Source organism: Sphingomonas sp. GM_Shp_2 (assembly GCF_026540875.1).
Taxonomy (GTDB): Bacteria; Pseudomonadota; Alphaproteobacteria; order Sphingomonadales; family Sphingomonadaceae; genus Sphingomonas; species Sphingomonas carotinifaciens.
In genome coordinates this window covers 1-15,280 of the sequence record NZ_JALNUQ010000053.1, presented here as the reverse complement: position 1 = coordinate 15,280, position 15,280 = coordinate 1, and the positions used below count along the sequence as shown (strand labels likewise).

Genomic DNA, 15,280 nt, shown 5'->3' with positions numbered 1-15,280 from the left:
CGGGAACACTGGCGGAAATGCGTGGTGGCGCAATCCTCCGAAGGCAGAGGCCACAGGTTCGAATCCTGTCGGGTGCGCCAGCTTCCAAATCAACAATCCGGCAAACGCGCGCACGAGCCCCGCTCAGGCGCGTGACAAAGCCATGTCCCCTCGAAAAGCCACGCCCGCCAAACGCATTCGGGGCGGCGCGAGATGATCGCGCCGCCCCGAACGTCTTGATGCTTCCGTCGATCGTCAGAGCGTCAGGCGAACCGTCATCTGATATTGGCGGTCGCTCTTGAAGTAGGTGCGCGGCGCTTCCAGGCCTTCGCGGTTGAGGACAAAGGTCGTCTTCGTGGTCGTATCCAGCAGGTTCTGGACCTGCAGGCCGATCTTGAAGTTGCGGTTGACCGTATAGATCAGCGATCCGTCCATCTGGCCGACACCCAGGGCATAGACCGGCAGGAACGGGAAGCAGCAGTCACGATTGGTCAGCAGGTACTTCGACCGCCAGCTATAGGCGACGCGCGCCGAGATATTGAACAGGTCGTAGAATACGGCCGCATTGACGTTATATTTCGACAATTGCGCCAGCGGCAGCGTGTCGTAGATGCCTGAGACGTCGAGCGGCGGACGGTTGCCGTCATTGTCGGCATTGTTCGGACGCGCATTGGGGATCGAGCCCGGATCGATATAGGTGAACGTCGCCTGCGTTCCCAGGCCGCGCAGGATGCCCGGAAGGAAGTCGTAGGTTTGCTGGTACGAGAGTTCCGCGCCCTTGATGTTCGCCTTGCCGGGGGCGTTGGCCGGCCCGTTCACCGTCACGTTGAACGTCTGGCCATTGTTGGTGAAGGGCCGCGTATAGCCGAAATTGTCGAGGATGATGTTCGACAATTGCTTGTAGAATACCGCACCGGTCAGCGATCCGACCTTGGCGAAATACCATTCCGCGGTCAGGTCGAGTTGCTTGGCGTCGATCGGCCGCAGAAACGGGTTGCGCGCGGTCGACTGGAAGCCATAGGTGCCGCGCCCGTTGGTGTCGGCCGGCACCACGCCGATGAAGTTGCGCAGGTCGTTGAACGCCGGGCGCGAAATCGCCTTGGACGCGGCAAACCGCATCTGGAAGGTCGGGGTCACGCGATAGAGCAGGTTGAGGCTCGGCAACCACTTGTCGAAGCTTTGCGTCGCGGTATCCGGGAAGGACGCGTTGTTCGAGAAGGCGAAGACGGCGGCCTGTTGTGTCGGCGAGATCGTGCAGATCGGGCGAACGTTGTTGTTCGGGTTGGGCGATGCGCAGTAGCTCGCGACGGTCGAGTAGCTGCCCAGCGTCGCCGAGATCTGCGGGAAGCGCAGCGATCCGATGGCGTCGTTTCTGCTGTGCACGAAGCGCACACCAATATTGCCCGACAGGTCGGACGACCCGCCCCCGATCCCCTCGACGCCGAAATCGGCACGGACATAGCCCGCCCAGGTCGTCTCGCGATTGCGGTACACCTCGGTCGGCAGGAAATAGCCGTCGATCAGGTTGGCGCCTCGATCCTGCAACGGCGTATAGCTGCCGCCCGATGCCTTGGTGGCGGTGCGCAGCAGGTTGGTCAGCGCCTCGTGATCCTTCAGCACCGCATCCGAGATGAAGGGCGACGTCGGCGGTGCGACGGCCTGTCCGCGGAAGAAGTTGGAGAAGTTGAAGTTCGAGACCGACCCGGCATATTTGTCGAGCGAGGCGATGCCGCCCGAGGTCCAGGTGTCGGACACCGCGCCCCAGTTGCTGTAGTCGTTGGTGCGCACCGTCTGGGCGCGGCGTGCATAGCGCGCGCCGACCCGGACCTTGCGCAGGAACGAGTCCTCGGACACGTCATATTGCGCATCGCCGCGGAACGCCCATTCATCGCCGTCGGTGATCGCGCGATTGTTCATCGCGTTGCGGATGAAGATGTTGGCCGGGTTGCCGAAATAGGCGGCGACATTCTGGCCTGCCGGGGTGATCGGCGTGATCTGCGGAACGTCGCCGCGATTGTCGACCGCGACGCCGGCAAAGGTCGTCACGTCGGCGCTATCGTCCCGGTCGTTCGACTTGCTCAAAACATATTGCGCGTCGAAGTTCAGGTGCAGGCGATCGATCGGCGACCATTTCAGGTTCAGCGACTGATCCTGCGTGTACCCATCGGTCTTGAAGAAGCGGTTGGTGAAGTAGTTATACTGCCCGCCCCCGGCGCGAACCACCGTACCGTTGGTGAAGATGCCGTTCGCATCATAGCCGTTCTGGCCGAATACCTGTCCGGCGCGCGGTGCGAAAGGATTGTAGCCTTGCGGGAAGATCGCCGTGGCATCGCCGTAATAGACGTTGGGCTCGTTGGTGCGATCCAGCCATTCCTGCTTCGATTCGGCGCGCAGGAACTGCCCGGTCAGCAACAGGTTGCCCGAGGCGTTCTCATATTGCAGCCCGCCCGAATAGCCGATGCGCGTGCGGTTGAAGCGCTGCAGGCGCGAGCCCGCGCCCAGCGGCGCATAGACGAACGACCGGCCCGCGGGCACGGGGAAATTGTCCCACAATGTCCGCTGGAAGGCCGTGCCGGCGTTGATCACACGGCCCTCGCCGGGATCCTGCTGCGCATTGCCGTTGGTATCGTCGTTGAACCGCGGCAGCAGCGAGGAGAAGAACACCGAATCCGACCGGCTGCGCTGCTGGTTATAGGTGCCGCTGGCGAGCAGGCCGATCCGCCCGCCATTGCCCAGTTCCCACTGCTTGGAAAACAGGCCGACCACGGCCGGCGCGCTGCGCTCCGCCAGATCGCCGTAATTCACGCTGCCCGACAGGTAGACGAGCGTTTCCCGGCTGTCGAAGGGCTTGCGCGTGTTGATGTTGACGGTGCCCGAAATGCCGCCCTCGATCAGGTCGGCGGTCAGGTTCTTGAACACCTCGACCGATCCGACGAGCTCGGTGGGCACGTCGTTGAAGCCGATCTCGCGGCCGCCGCCGACGCCGAAGCTGTCGCGCCCGTTGAACTCGCCACGCACATAGCTGAGGCCGCGAATGGTGACGCCCGATCCCTCGACCGAGAAGTGGGCGGTGTCGCTGGCCGAGGCGAAGCGCGTGATCGCGACGCCGGGAACGCGCTGCAAGGCCTCGTTCACCGAACGGTCGGGCAGTGCGCCGATATCGTCGGCGGTGATCGCATCGACCACGGTGTCCGAATTGCGCTTGATGTTCTGCGCGCTGGCCAGGCTCTGGCGCACGCCGGTGACGACGATCTCGTCGCGCCCGGTGTCGGGCGGCGTGACCGACGCCTCCTGCGAACTGCCCGACGTGCCGGTGGTGTTGCCGGCCTGCTCGGGTGCGGTCGGCGCGGTGCCATCGCTGGCGGCCGGCGTGCCGGAAATCGTGCCCTGCGACCCGGCACCCGCAGGCTTGGCGGCACCGACATCGCTCGCCTGGCCCCAGGCCGGCTGCGATGCGAGCAGCAACGCCAGCGTCGATACACCCACATGCAACACCCGACGCCCAACGCGAGCGTCACGCAAACCGCGACCCGTCATGCAACCCCTCCAAATCTCGCCCCGACCATCTGCCGGTCTTGCGCCGGCAATGGCATCTCGGCCCCGCATGGCCGTGATCGCATCGACTATCTTAGAGCCGAACCGGCCGCAAGACGGATTTGATAAATTAATATAAGTATTATTCGATTACCATGATCGTCATTCTAAACAACTTTACACTAGGGCACTTGGCGTTAGCTAAGCTCCTGATTTTCTGACCATTTGCTTATTGGCCAGAGCAGCTTGGGTGTTGGGCCTGTGTCCGTTTAAACACACGTCGCGAACATTCCACGTAGCGAATTATGTGTCGCCAGCATCCGCAATAACTTGCGTTTGCTTAGCTAAATCAACAACATAGCCATCAACAAGAGTGGGACGCCAGAACAGCTGCCAATATGGAACATGGCTTTCCGCACCGCGACACGGCGATCCAAGCGATGTCGATTGCCTGTTCATGGGCGCGTCGGCGCAGAGCTTATCCTCCGCTGAGCCCTTCCGGCCCGCCGGATGCGATTGCACCCGGTTGTCCGTCGATCATCGCACCCCCGCCGGGGCCCCTGCATTCCAGCGCGACGGCGCCTCAGTGCGCCCGCGCACTTCCCGTCAGCCAGGCGCGCGCCTTGCGCTGCGCTTCGGCGATTTCACGGGCGCTCATGTCCATCGCGATTTCGGCGCGTGCGACCTGCGCCGGCACGAAGCCGCTGATCGCCGCCAGATTGAACCATTTATGCGCTTCGACCAGGTCGAGCAGCGTGCCGCCCGATCCCGTCGAGCAGGCGACCCCGCGATCATACAGCGCGACACCGTCGCGCACCCCCTGTTCCACCCCATTTGCCATCATGACGAAAATCCCTGTCCATCCACGCGACCGGTGCGTTCGGTCGATTCGTTCGATGGACAGGGTTTGGGGCCGATTCGGTCGATATCTGGTTAACGCGTTAACCCTGATCGACAGGCACGTTGTCGATCAGCCGGGTGCTGCCCATGCGCGCCGCCGCCAGCAACCGCCGGGGCCGATCCGCCGCCGGCTCGACCGCCAGCGTCTCGGCATCGGCCAGTGCGACATAATCCACCTCGAAGCCCGCGGCGGCGAGCGCGGTGCGCGCATCGTCCAGCACCGCGACGACATCCTCGCCGCGCGCGATGGCGCGGGCCGCCACCCCCAGTGCGCGGGGCAGCGCCACCGCCTTGGCACGCTCATCCGCATCCAGATAGATGTTGCGCGACGACAAAGCGAGCCCGTCATCCTCGCGCTGGGTCGGTACGCCGGCGATCTCGATCCCCATGTCCAGGTCCGCGACCATGCGGCGGATGACCGCGATCTGCTGGAAATCCTTTTCGCCGAAATAGGCCGCATCCGGGCGCACCTGGTTGAACAGCTTGGTGACCACGGTCGCCACGCCGTCGAAATGACCGGGCCGCGCCGCGCCGTCGAAGCCTTCCGACACACCCGAGACGTGGATCGTGGTGGCGAACCCGTCCGGATACATGGTGTCGACGCTGGGCATCCACACCGCATCGCAGCCCGCCTCGGTCAGCATGCGGATGTCGGCCATCTCACGCCGGGGATAGCGGCCCAGATCCTCGTTTGGGCCGAACTGGCGCGGATTGACGAAGATCGACGCGACGACCTTCGTGCCCGGCCGCTTGGCCGCCTCGATCAGCGAGACATGTCCCGCATGCAGGGCCCCCATGGTGGGCACCAGCACGACGCGGGAGCCCTCCGACCGATATTCCGCCACGGCTGCGGCAAGCGCGTCCCGTTCGCGAATGACTTGCACTGATTTTACCCCTCGTTCCCCAGGCCGGGGGCTTCTATGTAGGGTGGCAACAGGGATCAATAAGGAAGCGACGAGTTGCCCGAGCGGCCCCCGCATACCCATGTCATCGTCTTCGCCAATGAAAAGGGCGGAACCGGCAAGTCGACCACCGCGGTCCATGTCGCGATCGCGCTTGCCGCCAAGGGCGCCCGCGTCGCGTGCTTCGACCTCGATCATCGCCAGCGCACCGTCGGCCGCTATCTGGACAATCGTGCCGAGACCATCCGGCGCAGCGGCATCGCGCTGCCCATGCCCAAACATGCGACGCACAGCAGCCAGACCGAGGAAGGGTTCGAGGAGACCTGGTTCCGGCTGTGCCAGGATGCCGATTTCCTGATCGTCGACACGCCGGGCCGCGACGATCCGTTCGCGCGCACCGCGGCGGCCCTGTCCAACACGCTGGTCACGCCGATGAACGACAGCTTTGTCGATTTCGATCTGATCGGGCAGGTCCATCCCGAAACCTTTCAGGTGACCCGTCCCTCCTTCTATTCCGAACTGATCTGGGACGCGCGCAAGCAGCGCGCACGGCAGGACGGCACCACCATCGACTGGGTCGTGCTGCGCAACCGCCTGCAACATATCGAAGCGCGCAACATGCGCCGCGTGTCGGATGCGTTGACGCAGCTCGCCAAGCGGGTCGGCTTCCGCATCATCCCGGGCCTCGGCGAACGGGTCATCTACCGCGAGATGTTTCCGGCGGGCCTGACCATGATCGATGCCAAGGAATTCGGCCAGATGGGCCTTGCCCATGTCGCCGCGCGCCAGGAACTGCGCGAGATGATGGCGGCGCTGCAACTGCCCGAGGCCGATGCACCGGACGCGGCCGCGTGAAGTGGATCCCGGCATGAAATGGATCATCGTCGCGCTGGTGATCTGGCTGGCGTGGCGTTTCCTGGCCAAGCCCAAGCCGAAGCGCAAGGCCGCGAGCATGAGCGATGAGACCGCGGCACGGGCGCTGCTCGGTCTGGACGCGGCCGCCGGGCCGGATGCCATCCGCGCCGCGCACCGCCGGCTGGTGGCCGATACCCATCCCGATCGCGGCGGCTCGGCGGAGCTGACCCGCCGGATCAACGCCGCGCGCGACCTGTTGCTCAAGGCGCGTAGCTGACCCCTGCCCCCTTTGCGGACCCGAGATGACCCAGCCGATCCACCCCACCGCGCTTCGCGAATACGACATCCGTGGCACCGTGGGGCAGACGCTGGACGAGGGCGCCGCCCATGCGATCGGCCGTGCCTTCGCCACGCGGGTGCGCCGCGCCGGGGGAGCCCGCGTCGCGGTCGGCTATGACGGGCGCCTGTCCTCGCCCGCGCTGGAGGCGGCGCTGGTCGACGGGCTGACCGCGTCGGGCGTGGATGTGGTGCGCATCGGCATGGGGCCTACCCCGATGCTGTACCATGCGGAGGCGACGCTAGAAGTGGAAGCCGCCATACAGGTAACCGGCAGCCACAATCCCGCCCAGGACAACGGCTTCAAGATGGTGCTTCAGCATCATCCCTTTTACGGCGAGGACATTCAGGATCTCGCGCGGATCGCCGCGACGCAAAGCTGGGATCAGGGGCGGGTTGGGACGGTGACGGACACGCCGACCATCGAGGCCTATCTCAGCCGTCTGACGGCGGGATATGCCGGGGGGCGCTTCCGCATCGGCTGGGACGCGGGGAACGGGGCCTCCGGTCCGGTGGTCGAGCGGCTGGCGCGGCTTCTTCCCGGTGAGCATCATCTGCTTTTCACCGATGTCGACGGAAATTTTCCCAATCATCATCCCGATCCTACCGAAGAAGCCAATCTTACGCATCTGAAACGACTCGTCGCCGATAAAAAGCTCGATTTTGGTTTCGCTTTCGATGGCGATGGCGACCGGATCGGCGCGGTCGACGGACAGGGTCGCGTGCTGTGGGGCGACCAGTTGCTCGCCATCCTCGCGGTGCCGGCGCTGGCCGAACATCCCGGCGCGCCGATCGTCGCCGACGTGAAGGCCAGCCAGACGCTGTTCGACCGCATCGCCGAACTGGGCGGCCAGCCGGTCATGGCCCCCACCGGCCACAGCCTGATGAAGGTCGCGATGGCGCGGACCGGCGCGCCGCTGGGCGGCGAGATGTCGGGCCATCTGTTCTTTGCGCGGGACTGGTACGGCTTTGACGATGCGCATTATGCCGCGATCCGCCTGATCCGCGCCATTCATCTGTCCGGCGGCTCGCTGGACGCGCTGCGCGACGCGATGCCGGTGCGCGTCGCCACCCCCGAATTGCGGCTGCCGGTCGAGGAGGCCCGCAAGTTCGCGGTTGCCGATGCCATTGTCGACGCGGTCGTCGCGGAGGGCGCACAGGTGGATCGCACCGACGGCGCCCGCGTGACGACGCCCGACGGCTGGTGGCTGCTCCGCGCCTCCAACACCCAGGCCGCGCTCACCATTCGTGCAGAAGCCGCGGACCGGGCGGGCCTCGACCGGCTGCTCGCAACCATCGACCGCCACCTCGCGGCGCACGACCTGCGGCGTTGAGGCCTGCCAGCGGCCATCGCGCACGCGCTGACCATTAAGGCTCGCATTTCCGCCCTTGCGCGCCCACATAGCGGGCATGCGCGCCCGCCAGCAGCCCGACATCATCCGAGTCATCGATCTGGAGACCACCGGCTCCGCCCCGCCCACCCATGCCGTGTGCGAGGTCGGCTGGCAGGACGTGGCCCTGGGCGCCGATGGCCGCTGGGAGCTTTATGGCGAGGGTGGCAGCATCCTGGTCAATCCCGGCCGCCCGATCCCGCCGATCACCCAGGCGATCCATCATATCCTGGACGAACAGGTCGCCGACGCGCCCTGGTGGCACGATGTCGCACGCCAGGTACTCGATCCCTGGCCGCGCCGCCTGGCGCTTGCCGCGCACCGCGCCGATTTCGAGCAGCAATATTGCACGCCCGCCTTTACCCGTTCGGCCGACTGGATCTGCACCTGGAAATGCGCGCTGCGCCTGTGGCCGGACAGCCCCAGCTTCTCCAACCAGGTGCTGCGCTACTGGCGCAAGCCCGACGGGCTGGAGCATGAACGCGGCCTGCCCATCCACCGCGCCTTCCCGGACGCCTATGTCACCGCCTTCCACCTGCGGGACCAGTTGAACGAGGCAAGCCTTGCGCAACTGCTCGAATGGTCGCGCCAGCCCGGCCTGCTGCCCCGTGTCCGCTACGGCCCGGACCGCGGCAAGGACTGGCGCGAGATCGAGGAGGAATCGCTCGTCGGCTTCCTGTCGGACCGCGATCCCGACGTCCGCTTCACCGCGGAAACCGAGATGGCCCGGCGCCGCGGCGGCGGCCATATCGGCCGGCCCAGCGCGCAGGAATTGCTGCTGTAACGTCTTTTAAACTGCAAGATCCTGTAAAAGCTGCATTTTTACGCGAAACGACGCGGACGACTCCCTCTGGCGCCGGACAAAGCCTTGGCGTAAGGCCGAGCCCATGTTGGGGGCCTCCAAAGGGATCGCACGCAAGGGATTGATGGGCCGCTTCCTGATCGGAAGCATGGCGCTCGGCTTTGCCGCGCTTATCGCGATCGGCTTCGCGGCCTTTTTCACGCTGAACAATGCGCAGCGTCATACCAGCGCGCTGATCCATTCCTACCAGGTGGAAAGCACGATCGCCGATATCGGCCGGCTGGTCGAACAGGCCGAAACCTCGCGCCGCGGCTATATGCTGTCGGGCCGCGCCTCCTTTCTCACCACCCATGCCAGGGCCGCCGGCGCGATCCCGGTCGCCGTCGATCGCTTCGCCGCGCTGACTCGGGACAATCCGCGCCAGCAGGAACTGGTCGCCGGCGTACGCGGCAATCTCCGCACCCTGCTGGCCGAGCATGCGCGCACCAATGCCCTTGTCCGTGCCGGCCGGGGCAGCGCGGCGCTTGCCCGGTTCCGTGCGCAGACGGGTGCGCACATCGTCCTTGCGCTGCGGGAGAACTTCGCCGCGATGAACGCGGACGAGCGCCGCCTCCTCGCCTACCGCGCCACCGAGCGCGCATCGAGCGAGCGGGTCTTCTACATCGTGCTGGTCGCCGGCGTGGTGGTGTTCGTGCTGGTCGCGCTCGCCTCGCTGCTGACCATCCTGCGCTATACCCGCGACCTGGCCGCCTCGCGCGACGAGCTGGGCCTGCTCAACGAAACGCTGGAAGATCAGGTGGAGGAGCGCACCGCCGACCTCGCCCTCGCCAACGAGGAAATCCAGCGCTTCGCCTATATCGTCAGCCACGACCTGCGCTCGCCCCTCGTCAACGTCATGGGCTTCACCGCCGAGCTTTCCGCCGCCACCGCCCCCCTCGCCGAACTCGTCACCCGCGCCGAGGCGGAAGCGCCGCATATCGTGACCGAAGACGCCCGCCTCGCCGCGCGCGAGGATCTGCCGGAATCGATCCGTTTCATCCGCACCTCGACGGCCAAGATGGACCGCCTCATCAACGCGATCCTGAAGCTCAGCCGCGAGGGGCGCCGCACCATCGCGCCCGAACCGCTCGACCCCGCCGCGCTGGTCGACACCATTATCGCCTCGATCCAGCATGTCATCGACGAACGCGGCGTCACTGTCACCGTGCGCCGGCCGATGCCGCGCATCGTCACCGACCGGCTGGCGATCGAGCAGATCCTGTCCAACCTGATCGAGAACGCGACCAAGTACCTCCAGCCCGGCCGCGCCGGTCAGGTCACCGTGTCCGCCGTTCGCGACCGGGCCCGCGTCATCATCTCGGTGGCGGACAATGGCCGCGGCATCGACCCGCGCGACCATCAGCGGATCTTCGACCTGTTCCGCCGCTCCGGCCAGCAGGATCAGCCGGGCGAGGGCATCGGCCTCGCCCATGTCCGCGCGCTCGCCTATCGCCTGGGCGGCACCATCGCGGTCGAGTCGCAACTCGGCCAGGGCGCCACCTTCCACCTTTCGCTTCCCTCCACCCTCCATCAGGACGCGCCCGCCTCATGAACGACCATCGCACCGTCGGCATCATCATGATCGAGGATGACGAGGGCCATGCCCGCCTCATCGAAAAGAACATCCGCCGCGCCGGCATCCTGAACGATCTGAAGCATTTCACCGACGGCACCACCGCGCTTCAGCATCTGTTCGAGGCCGCCGACGGCCCCGCCAAGAACGGCCCGGCGCTGGTCCTGCTCGACCTCAACCTGCCCGACATGAGCGGCACCGACATCCTCGCCCGCATCAAGGCGGAGGACAGCCCGCTCAAGCGCACCCCCGTCGTCGTGCTGACCACCACTGACGACAAGGTGGAGATCCAGCGCTGCTACGATCTGGGCTGCAACGTCTACATCACCAAGCCGGTGAATTATGAGAGCTTTGCCCAGGCGATCCGCCAGCTCGGCCTGTTCCTGTCGGTGATCCAGGTGCCGGAGATCGAGGACTGAGCGTGACCGACGGCGCCCCCCGCATCCTTTATATCGACGACGACGCCGGCCTGTGCCGGCTGGCGAGCCGCGTGCTGCGCCGCCACGGCTATCAGGTGACGAGCGCGCCGGACGGCGCCACCGGGCTGGCGGAGGCCGCGACCGCGTCGTTCGACCTGATCGCGGTCGACCATTACATGCCGGGGATGGACGGGCTGGAAACGCTGCAGCGCATCCGCGAACTGCCCGCCCCCCCGCCGGTCGTCTATGTCACCGGGTCGGACGAAGGCCGCATCGCGGTCGCCGCGCTGAAGGCGGGTGCCGCCGACTATGTGGTAAAGACGGTGGGCGAGGATTTCTTCGACCTGCTGTCCGCCAGCTTCGCCCAGGTGCTGGACCGCGCCGCGCTGGAACGCGACAAGGCCCGGGCCGAGGCCGATCTGCGCGCCTCCAACGCCCGGCTGGAGGCGTTGCTCGGCGAGGTGAACCACCGCGTCGCCAACTCGCTGCAACTCGTCTCCGCGATGGTGGGGTTGCAGGCGGGTGTGCTCGCCGACCAACAGGCGCGCGACGCGCTCGCCGATACGCAGCGGCGCATCCAGGCGATTGCGCAGGTGCACCGCCGCCTCTACACCGCCAACGACGTCGAAAGCGTCGACATGCGCGACTATCTCGGCGCACTGGTCGACGAACTGGCGGAAACCTGGTCGACCGACAGCGCCCCGCGCGCGCTGCGCCTCGCGGCGGAGCCGATCCGCCTGCCGACGGACAAGGCGGTGTCGCTGGGCGTGATCGTGACGGAACTCGTCACCAACGCCTGCAAATACGCCTATCCCGCCGACGCCTCCGGCGAAGTCCGCGTCCACCTCACCCGCGACGGCGACGACGGCTTCCTGCTGATCGTCGAGGACGATGGCTGCGGCCTGTCGATCGGCGCCGCGCCCCGGGGCACCGGCCTCGGCACCCGCCTGATGCGCGCCATGGCGCAAAGCCTGCACAGCAGCCTCGAATACGACCCCGCCCACCGCGGCGCCCGCGCCATGCTGAAGGCCAGCATCGCGTAGACAGATGACATGAGGTTGGACCCTCTATCCGTTCGTCTCGAGTAGTCGTCGAGTAGCGGCAAAGCCGCGTATCGAGACGACGTATCGGGAGGCACCGCGCCGCGTGTGGCGCCGTCTCGACACGAACGGACAATGGTTCGGCCCATATTATCCGACTTCACAGCAAGCGGCGTTGCATCGGATCCATCACGGCCCATTCGTGCTGAGCCCTTCGACTGGCTGACAAGCCAGCCGCTCAGGATAAACTTCAGCGCTTCGCGCTGTAGTCGAAGCACAGCACGCCACGCCTGGCCTTCGACTTTGGCGCTACGAACCGAAGTTTATCCTGAGCTTTTCGAAGGGTTCAGGCCGAACGGATGGATGATGAATGTTCAACGCATGACGCCATGAGTCACGACAACCCGCGCCGAACCCCCTCCAGCACCACCCCGAACACCGCATGCGATGCCGCGCTGTATGCATGCGTCACAGCCGGCGTATCCTGCGGCGCCGGCCCCCAGCCAAAGGCCGGCACCCCGACGTCATCGATCGCCAGCATCGTCGCCATTCCGAACGGCACGCCAAATCCGCGCGCGATGCGCGGATCGCCCGCCACCAGCGCGCCATAGGCGACGCCGATCGCCGCACCCGTCGCATAATGGACCAGCGTTCCCGCCGTTTCGCGCCGCTTCTGCGTCACCGGGTCGCCGGTCACCAGCCGGCTGGCGCTGTCCGCCGCCTTCACCGTTGCGGGATCGTCGTTGCTGCCGCCGCCCATCAGCGGCGACACGCCGCGCTGGAACGCGTCCATCGCCGCGGCCGCCACCAGCCCGCCGGCCAACCCGATCCCCATCGCCTGCCAAAGCCTTGCCATCGCACCCGTTCCTTGTCGCCGCTCCGGCAACAGAACGTCCCCGGCCCCGCCATGTTCAAAGGGGCCGGGGCGAAAACATCGGCTCGGCGTTTACACGTCCAGATTGGCGACGTTCAGCGCATTGTCCTGGATGAACTCGCGCCGCGGCTCGACCACCTCGCCCATCAGGCGCGAGAAGACCTCGTCCGCCGCCGCCACGTCGTCGCTGGTCACGCGCAGCATCGAGCGGTTGGACGGATCGAGCGTCGTTTCCCAAAGCTGCTCGGCATTCATCTCGCCCAGCCCCTTGTAGCGCTGGATCGCCAGGCCTTTGCGCCCCGCCGCCAGGATCGCGTCGAGCAACTGGCTGGGCCGTGCCACGCGCGTCTGGCCGCGGGTCAGCGTGGTGGTCGCCTGCCCATCCTCGTCGGTCGGCACCGCATCGACCGGCGCCTCGGCACCCGCGGCGCCCCGCATCGGCACCAACTTGGCCGCCTGCGCGAAGCTGTCCGCCTGCTCGGCCGCCAGCGTATGCAGCTTGCGCGCCTCGGCGGAAACCAGGAAGGTCGCCTCGACGATGTGGTGGTCGGTCACGCCGCGCCACAGCCGCTCGAAATGGACGCCGCCCTCTTCGGTCAGGCGCGCGCTCCACGTCGCCTCGCTGTCGCCCGCATCCAGGCGGCGGGTCACCTCCGCGATCGCATTCTCGCGGCCGCTGCGGTCCAGCATCGGGTCGAGTGCCCCTGCCAGCGCCAGCACCTCGACGATCGCCGGGTCGTAGCGCCGCGGCACGTAGCGCATCAGCGTGCGCATCCGCCGCGCATGATCGGCCAGCGCCTTCAGGTCCTGGCCCGAGCGCGTGCCCGTGGCCCCTTCCAGCATCATCGTGCCCACGCCGCCCTCGACCAGATACTCGTCCAGCGCCGCCTCGTCCTTCAGATAGACCTCGGACCGCCCCTTGGTCGCCTTGTAGAGCGGCGGCTGCGCGATGAAGAGGTGCCCGCGCTCGATCAGCTCGGGCATCTGGCGATAGAAGAAGGTCAGCAGCAGCGTGCGGATATGCGCGCCGTCGACATCGGCGTCGGTCATGATGACGACCTTGTGATAGCGCAGCTTGTCGGCGTTGAAATCCTCGCGGCCGATGCCGGTGCCCATCGCCTGGATCAGCGTACCGATCTCCTTGGACGAGATCATCCGGTCGAACCGCGCCCGCTCGGTATTCAGGATCTTGCCGCGAAGCGGCAGGATCGCCTGGAAATGCCGGTCGCGGCCCTGCTTGGCCGATCCGCCTGCGGAATCACCCTCCACCAGGAACAGCTCGGACTTGGCCGGGTCCTTTTCCTGGCAGTCGGCCAGCTTGCCCGGCAGGCTGGCGATATCCATCACGCCCTTGCGCCGGGTCAGCTCGCGGGCCTTCTTGGCCGCTTCGCGCGCCGCGGCGGCATCGATCACCTTGGCGATGATCGATCGGGCATGGGCGGGATTTTCCTCCAGCCATTCCGCCAGCTTGTCCGCCATCAGGCTTTCCAGCGGCGCGCGCACTTCGGACGAAACCAGCTTGTCCTTGGTCTGCGAACTGAACTTCGGATCGGGCAGCTTGACCGAGACGATCGCGGTCAGCCCTTCGCGCATGTCGTCGCCGGTCAGCGACACCTTTTCCTTCTTCAAAAGGCCGGACTTGTCGGCATAGGCATTGAGCGTGCGGGTCAGCGCGGCGCGGAACGCGGCGATATGCGTGCCGCCGTCGCGCTGCGGGATGTTGTTGGTGAACGCCAGGACGTTCTCGTAATAGCTGTCGTTCCACTCCAGCGCGACGTCCATGCCGATATAGTCGCGCTGGCCGGTGATCGCGATCGGCTCGGGGATCAGCGCCGCCTTGGTGCGGTCCAGCCACTTCACGAACGCGGCGATCCCGCCCTCGTAGAACAGCTCCACCGTCTTCGGCTCGTCATGGCGCGCATCGGTCAGGAACAGGCGCACCCCGGAATTGAGGAACGCCAGCTCGCGGTAGCGATGCTCCAGCTTCTCGAAGTCGAACTCGGTGATCTTGAAGGTCGAGGGTGAGGGCAGGAAGGTGACGCGCGTCCCCTTCTGTCCCGGCTCGGCCTTGCCGACCACCTTGAGCGGTGCCACCGCATCGCCGTGTGCGAAGCGCATGTAATGCTCCTCGCCGTCGCGCCAGATCGTCAGGTCCAGAAATTCGGACAGCGCGTTCACCACCGACACGCCCACGCCGTGCAGGCCGCCCGACACCTTGTAGGCATTGTCGTCGCTGGTGTTCTCGAACTTGCCGCCCGCGTGAAGCTGGGTCATGATGACCTCGGCCGCCGACACGCCCTCTTCGGGGTGGATGCCGGTCGGGATGCCGCGGCCGTTATCGGTGACGCTGACCGACCCGTCGGGGTTCAGCGTGATGTCGATCCGGTCGCAATGTCCCGCCAGCGCCTCGTCGATCGCGTTGTCGCTGACCTCGAACACCATGTGGTGCAGGCCGGAGCCATCGTCGGTATCGCCGATATACATGCCCGGCCGCTTGCGCACCGCGTCGAGGCCCTTCAGCACCTTGATCGAGGAGGCGCCGTATTCACTGTTCTGGGGGGTGTCTGCCATGCCAAGCATATAGGGTCTGACGCCTTCGAACGGAAGCAAAATGGCGGTACGTTGCGCGCCTGCAA

The 15,280-nt window shown here is 66.2% G+C and carries 12 protein-coding genes; 7 read left to right on the top strand and 5 right to left on the bottom strand.

The annotated features are described in order from the left end of the window. Positions 1-234: 234 nt before the first annotated feature. The 3 genes from OXR08_RS15690 to panC all read right to left on the bottom strand — a co-directional run bounded on the left by OXR08_RS15690 (position 235) and on the right by panC (position 5,297). Positions 235-3,465, bottom strand: a complete 3,231-nt coding sequence (locus OXR08_RS15690) for a TonB-dependent receptor (protein ID WP_267351290.1) — start codon at positions 3,463-3,465, stop codon at positions 235-237. A gap of 631 nt (positions 3,466-4,096) precedes the next feature. Beyond that, complete coding sequence (locus tag OXR08_RS15685) at positions 4,097-4,357, bottom strand: hypothetical protein (protein ID WP_112381916.1); 261 nt, start codon at positions 4,355-4,357, stop codon at positions 4,097-4,099. Positions 4,358-4,454: 97 nt separating this feature from the next. Continuing rightward, positions 4,455-5,297: a pantoate--beta-alanine ligase gene (gene panC / locus OXR08_RS15680; RefSeq protein ID WP_267351287.1), complete on the bottom strand. Its 843-nt coding sequence runs from the start codon at positions 5,295-5,297 to the stop codon at positions 4,455-4,457. Between the two features lie 75 nt (positions 5,298-5,372). Here panC and OXR08_RS15675 point away from each other — a divergent pair, with 75 nt between their 5' ends. The 7 genes from OXR08_RS15675 (at position 5,373) to OXR08_RS15645 (ending at position 11,773) form a co-directional block, all read left to right on the top strand. Next, positions 5,373-6,170 (top strand): division plane positioning ATPase MipZ, encoded by a 798-nt coding sequence (locus OXR08_RS15675; RefSeq protein WP_112381914.1) that lies wholly within the window; start codon positions 5,373-5,375, stop codon positions 6,168-6,170. Positions 6,171-6,183: 13 nt separating this feature from the next. Then, positions 6,184-6,447: a J domain-containing protein gene (locus OXR08_RS15670; protein WP_149682274.1), complete on the top strand. Its 264-nt coding sequence runs from the start codon at positions 6,184-6,186 to the stop codon at positions 6,445-6,447. Between the two features lie 25 nt (positions 6,448-6,472). Beyond that, positions 6,473-7,840, top strand: a complete 1,368-nt coding sequence (locus OXR08_RS15665) for a phosphomannomutase/phosphoglucomutase (RefSeq protein WP_267351284.1) — start codon at positions 6,473-6,475, stop codon at positions 7,838-7,840. A 76-nt stretch (positions 7,841-7,916) separates the two neighbouring features. Continuing rightward, the gene (locus tag OXR08_RS15660; protein ID WP_112381911.1) at positions 7,917-8,681 is read left to right on the top strand and encodes an exonuclease domain-containing protein; all 765 of its coding nucleotides are present in this window, start codon (positions 7,917-7,919) and stop codon (positions 8,679-8,681) included. A 103-nt stretch (positions 8,682-8,784) separates the two neighbouring features. Beyond that, the gene (locus OXR08_RS15655) at positions 8,785-10,290 is read left to right on the top strand and encodes a sensor histidine kinase (RefSeq protein ID WP_267351282.1); all 1,506 of its coding nucleotides are present in this window, start codon (positions 8,785-8,787) and stop codon (positions 10,288-10,290) included. Further along, on the top strand, positions 10,287-10,730 hold the full coding sequence (locus OXR08_RS15650) for a response regulator (protein ID WP_112381909.1): 444 nt from the start codon (positions 10,287-10,289) through the stop codon (positions 10,728-10,730). Before OXR08_RS15655 ends, OXR08_RS15650 begins: the two co-directional genes overlap by 4 nt. Then, the gene (locus OXR08_RS15645) at positions 10,727-11,773 is read left to right on the top strand and encodes a response regulator (protein ID WP_112381908.1); all 1,047 of its coding nucleotides are present in this window, start codon (positions 10,727-10,729) and stop codon (positions 11,771-11,773) included. The genes OXR08_RS15650 and OXR08_RS15645 overlap by 4 nt, the downstream gene beginning before the upstream one ends. A gap of 391 nt (positions 11,774-12,164) precedes the next feature. Here the strand turns inward: OXR08_RS15645 and OXR08_RS15640 are convergent, their stop codons facing one another. Then, positions 12,165-12,626 (bottom strand): DUF1440 domain-containing protein, encoded by a 462-nt coding sequence (locus tag OXR08_RS15640; protein WP_149682278.1) that lies wholly within the window; start codon positions 12,624-12,626, stop codon positions 12,165-12,167. A gap of 90 nt (positions 12,627-12,716) precedes the next feature. Next, complete coding sequence (gyrB, locus tag OXR08_RS15635) at positions 12,717-15,215, bottom strand: DNA topoisomerase (ATP-hydrolyzing) subunit B (RefSeq protein ID WP_149682279.1); 2,499 nt, start codon at positions 15,213-15,215, stop codon at positions 12,717-12,719. Positions 15,216-15,280 lie beyond the last annotated feature (65 nt).

What these genes read in the sequence shown, in the direction of transcription:
- OXR08_RS15665 (WP_267351284.1), top strand. Translation starts at nt 6,473, where the DNA reads ATGACCCAGCCGATCCACCCCACCGCGCTTCGCGAATACGACATCCGT.
- OXR08_RS15685 (WP_112381916.1), bottom strand. Translation starts at nt 4,357, where the DNA reads ATGATGGCAAATGGGGTGGAACAGGGGGTGCGCGACGGTGTCGCGCTG.
- OXR08_RS15640 (WP_149682278.1), bottom strand. Translation starts at nt 12,626, where the DNA reads ATGGCAAGGCTTTGGCAGGCGATGGGGATCGGGTTGGCCGGCGGGCTG.
- OXR08_RS15650 (WP_112381909.1), top strand. Translation starts at nt 10,287, where the DNA reads ATGAACGACCATCGCACCGTCGGCATCATCATGATCGAGGATGACGAG.
- OXR08_RS15660 (WP_112381911.1), top strand. Translation starts at nt 7,917, where the DNA reads ATGCGCGCCCGCCAGCAGCCCGACATCATCCGAGTCATCGATCTGGAG.
- OXR08_RS15655 (WP_267351282.1), top strand. Translation starts at nt 8,785, where the DNA reads ATGTTGGGGGCCTCCAAAGGGATCGCACGCAAGGGATTGATGGGCCGC.
- gyrB (WP_149682279.1), bottom strand. Translation starts at nt 15,215, where the DNA reads ATGGCAGACACCCCCCAGAACAGTGAATACGGCGCCTCCTCGATCAAG.
- OXR08_RS15670 (WP_149682274.1), top strand. Translation starts at nt 6,184, where the DNA reads ATGAAATGGATCATCGTCGCGCTGGTGATCTGGCTGGCGTGGCGTTTC.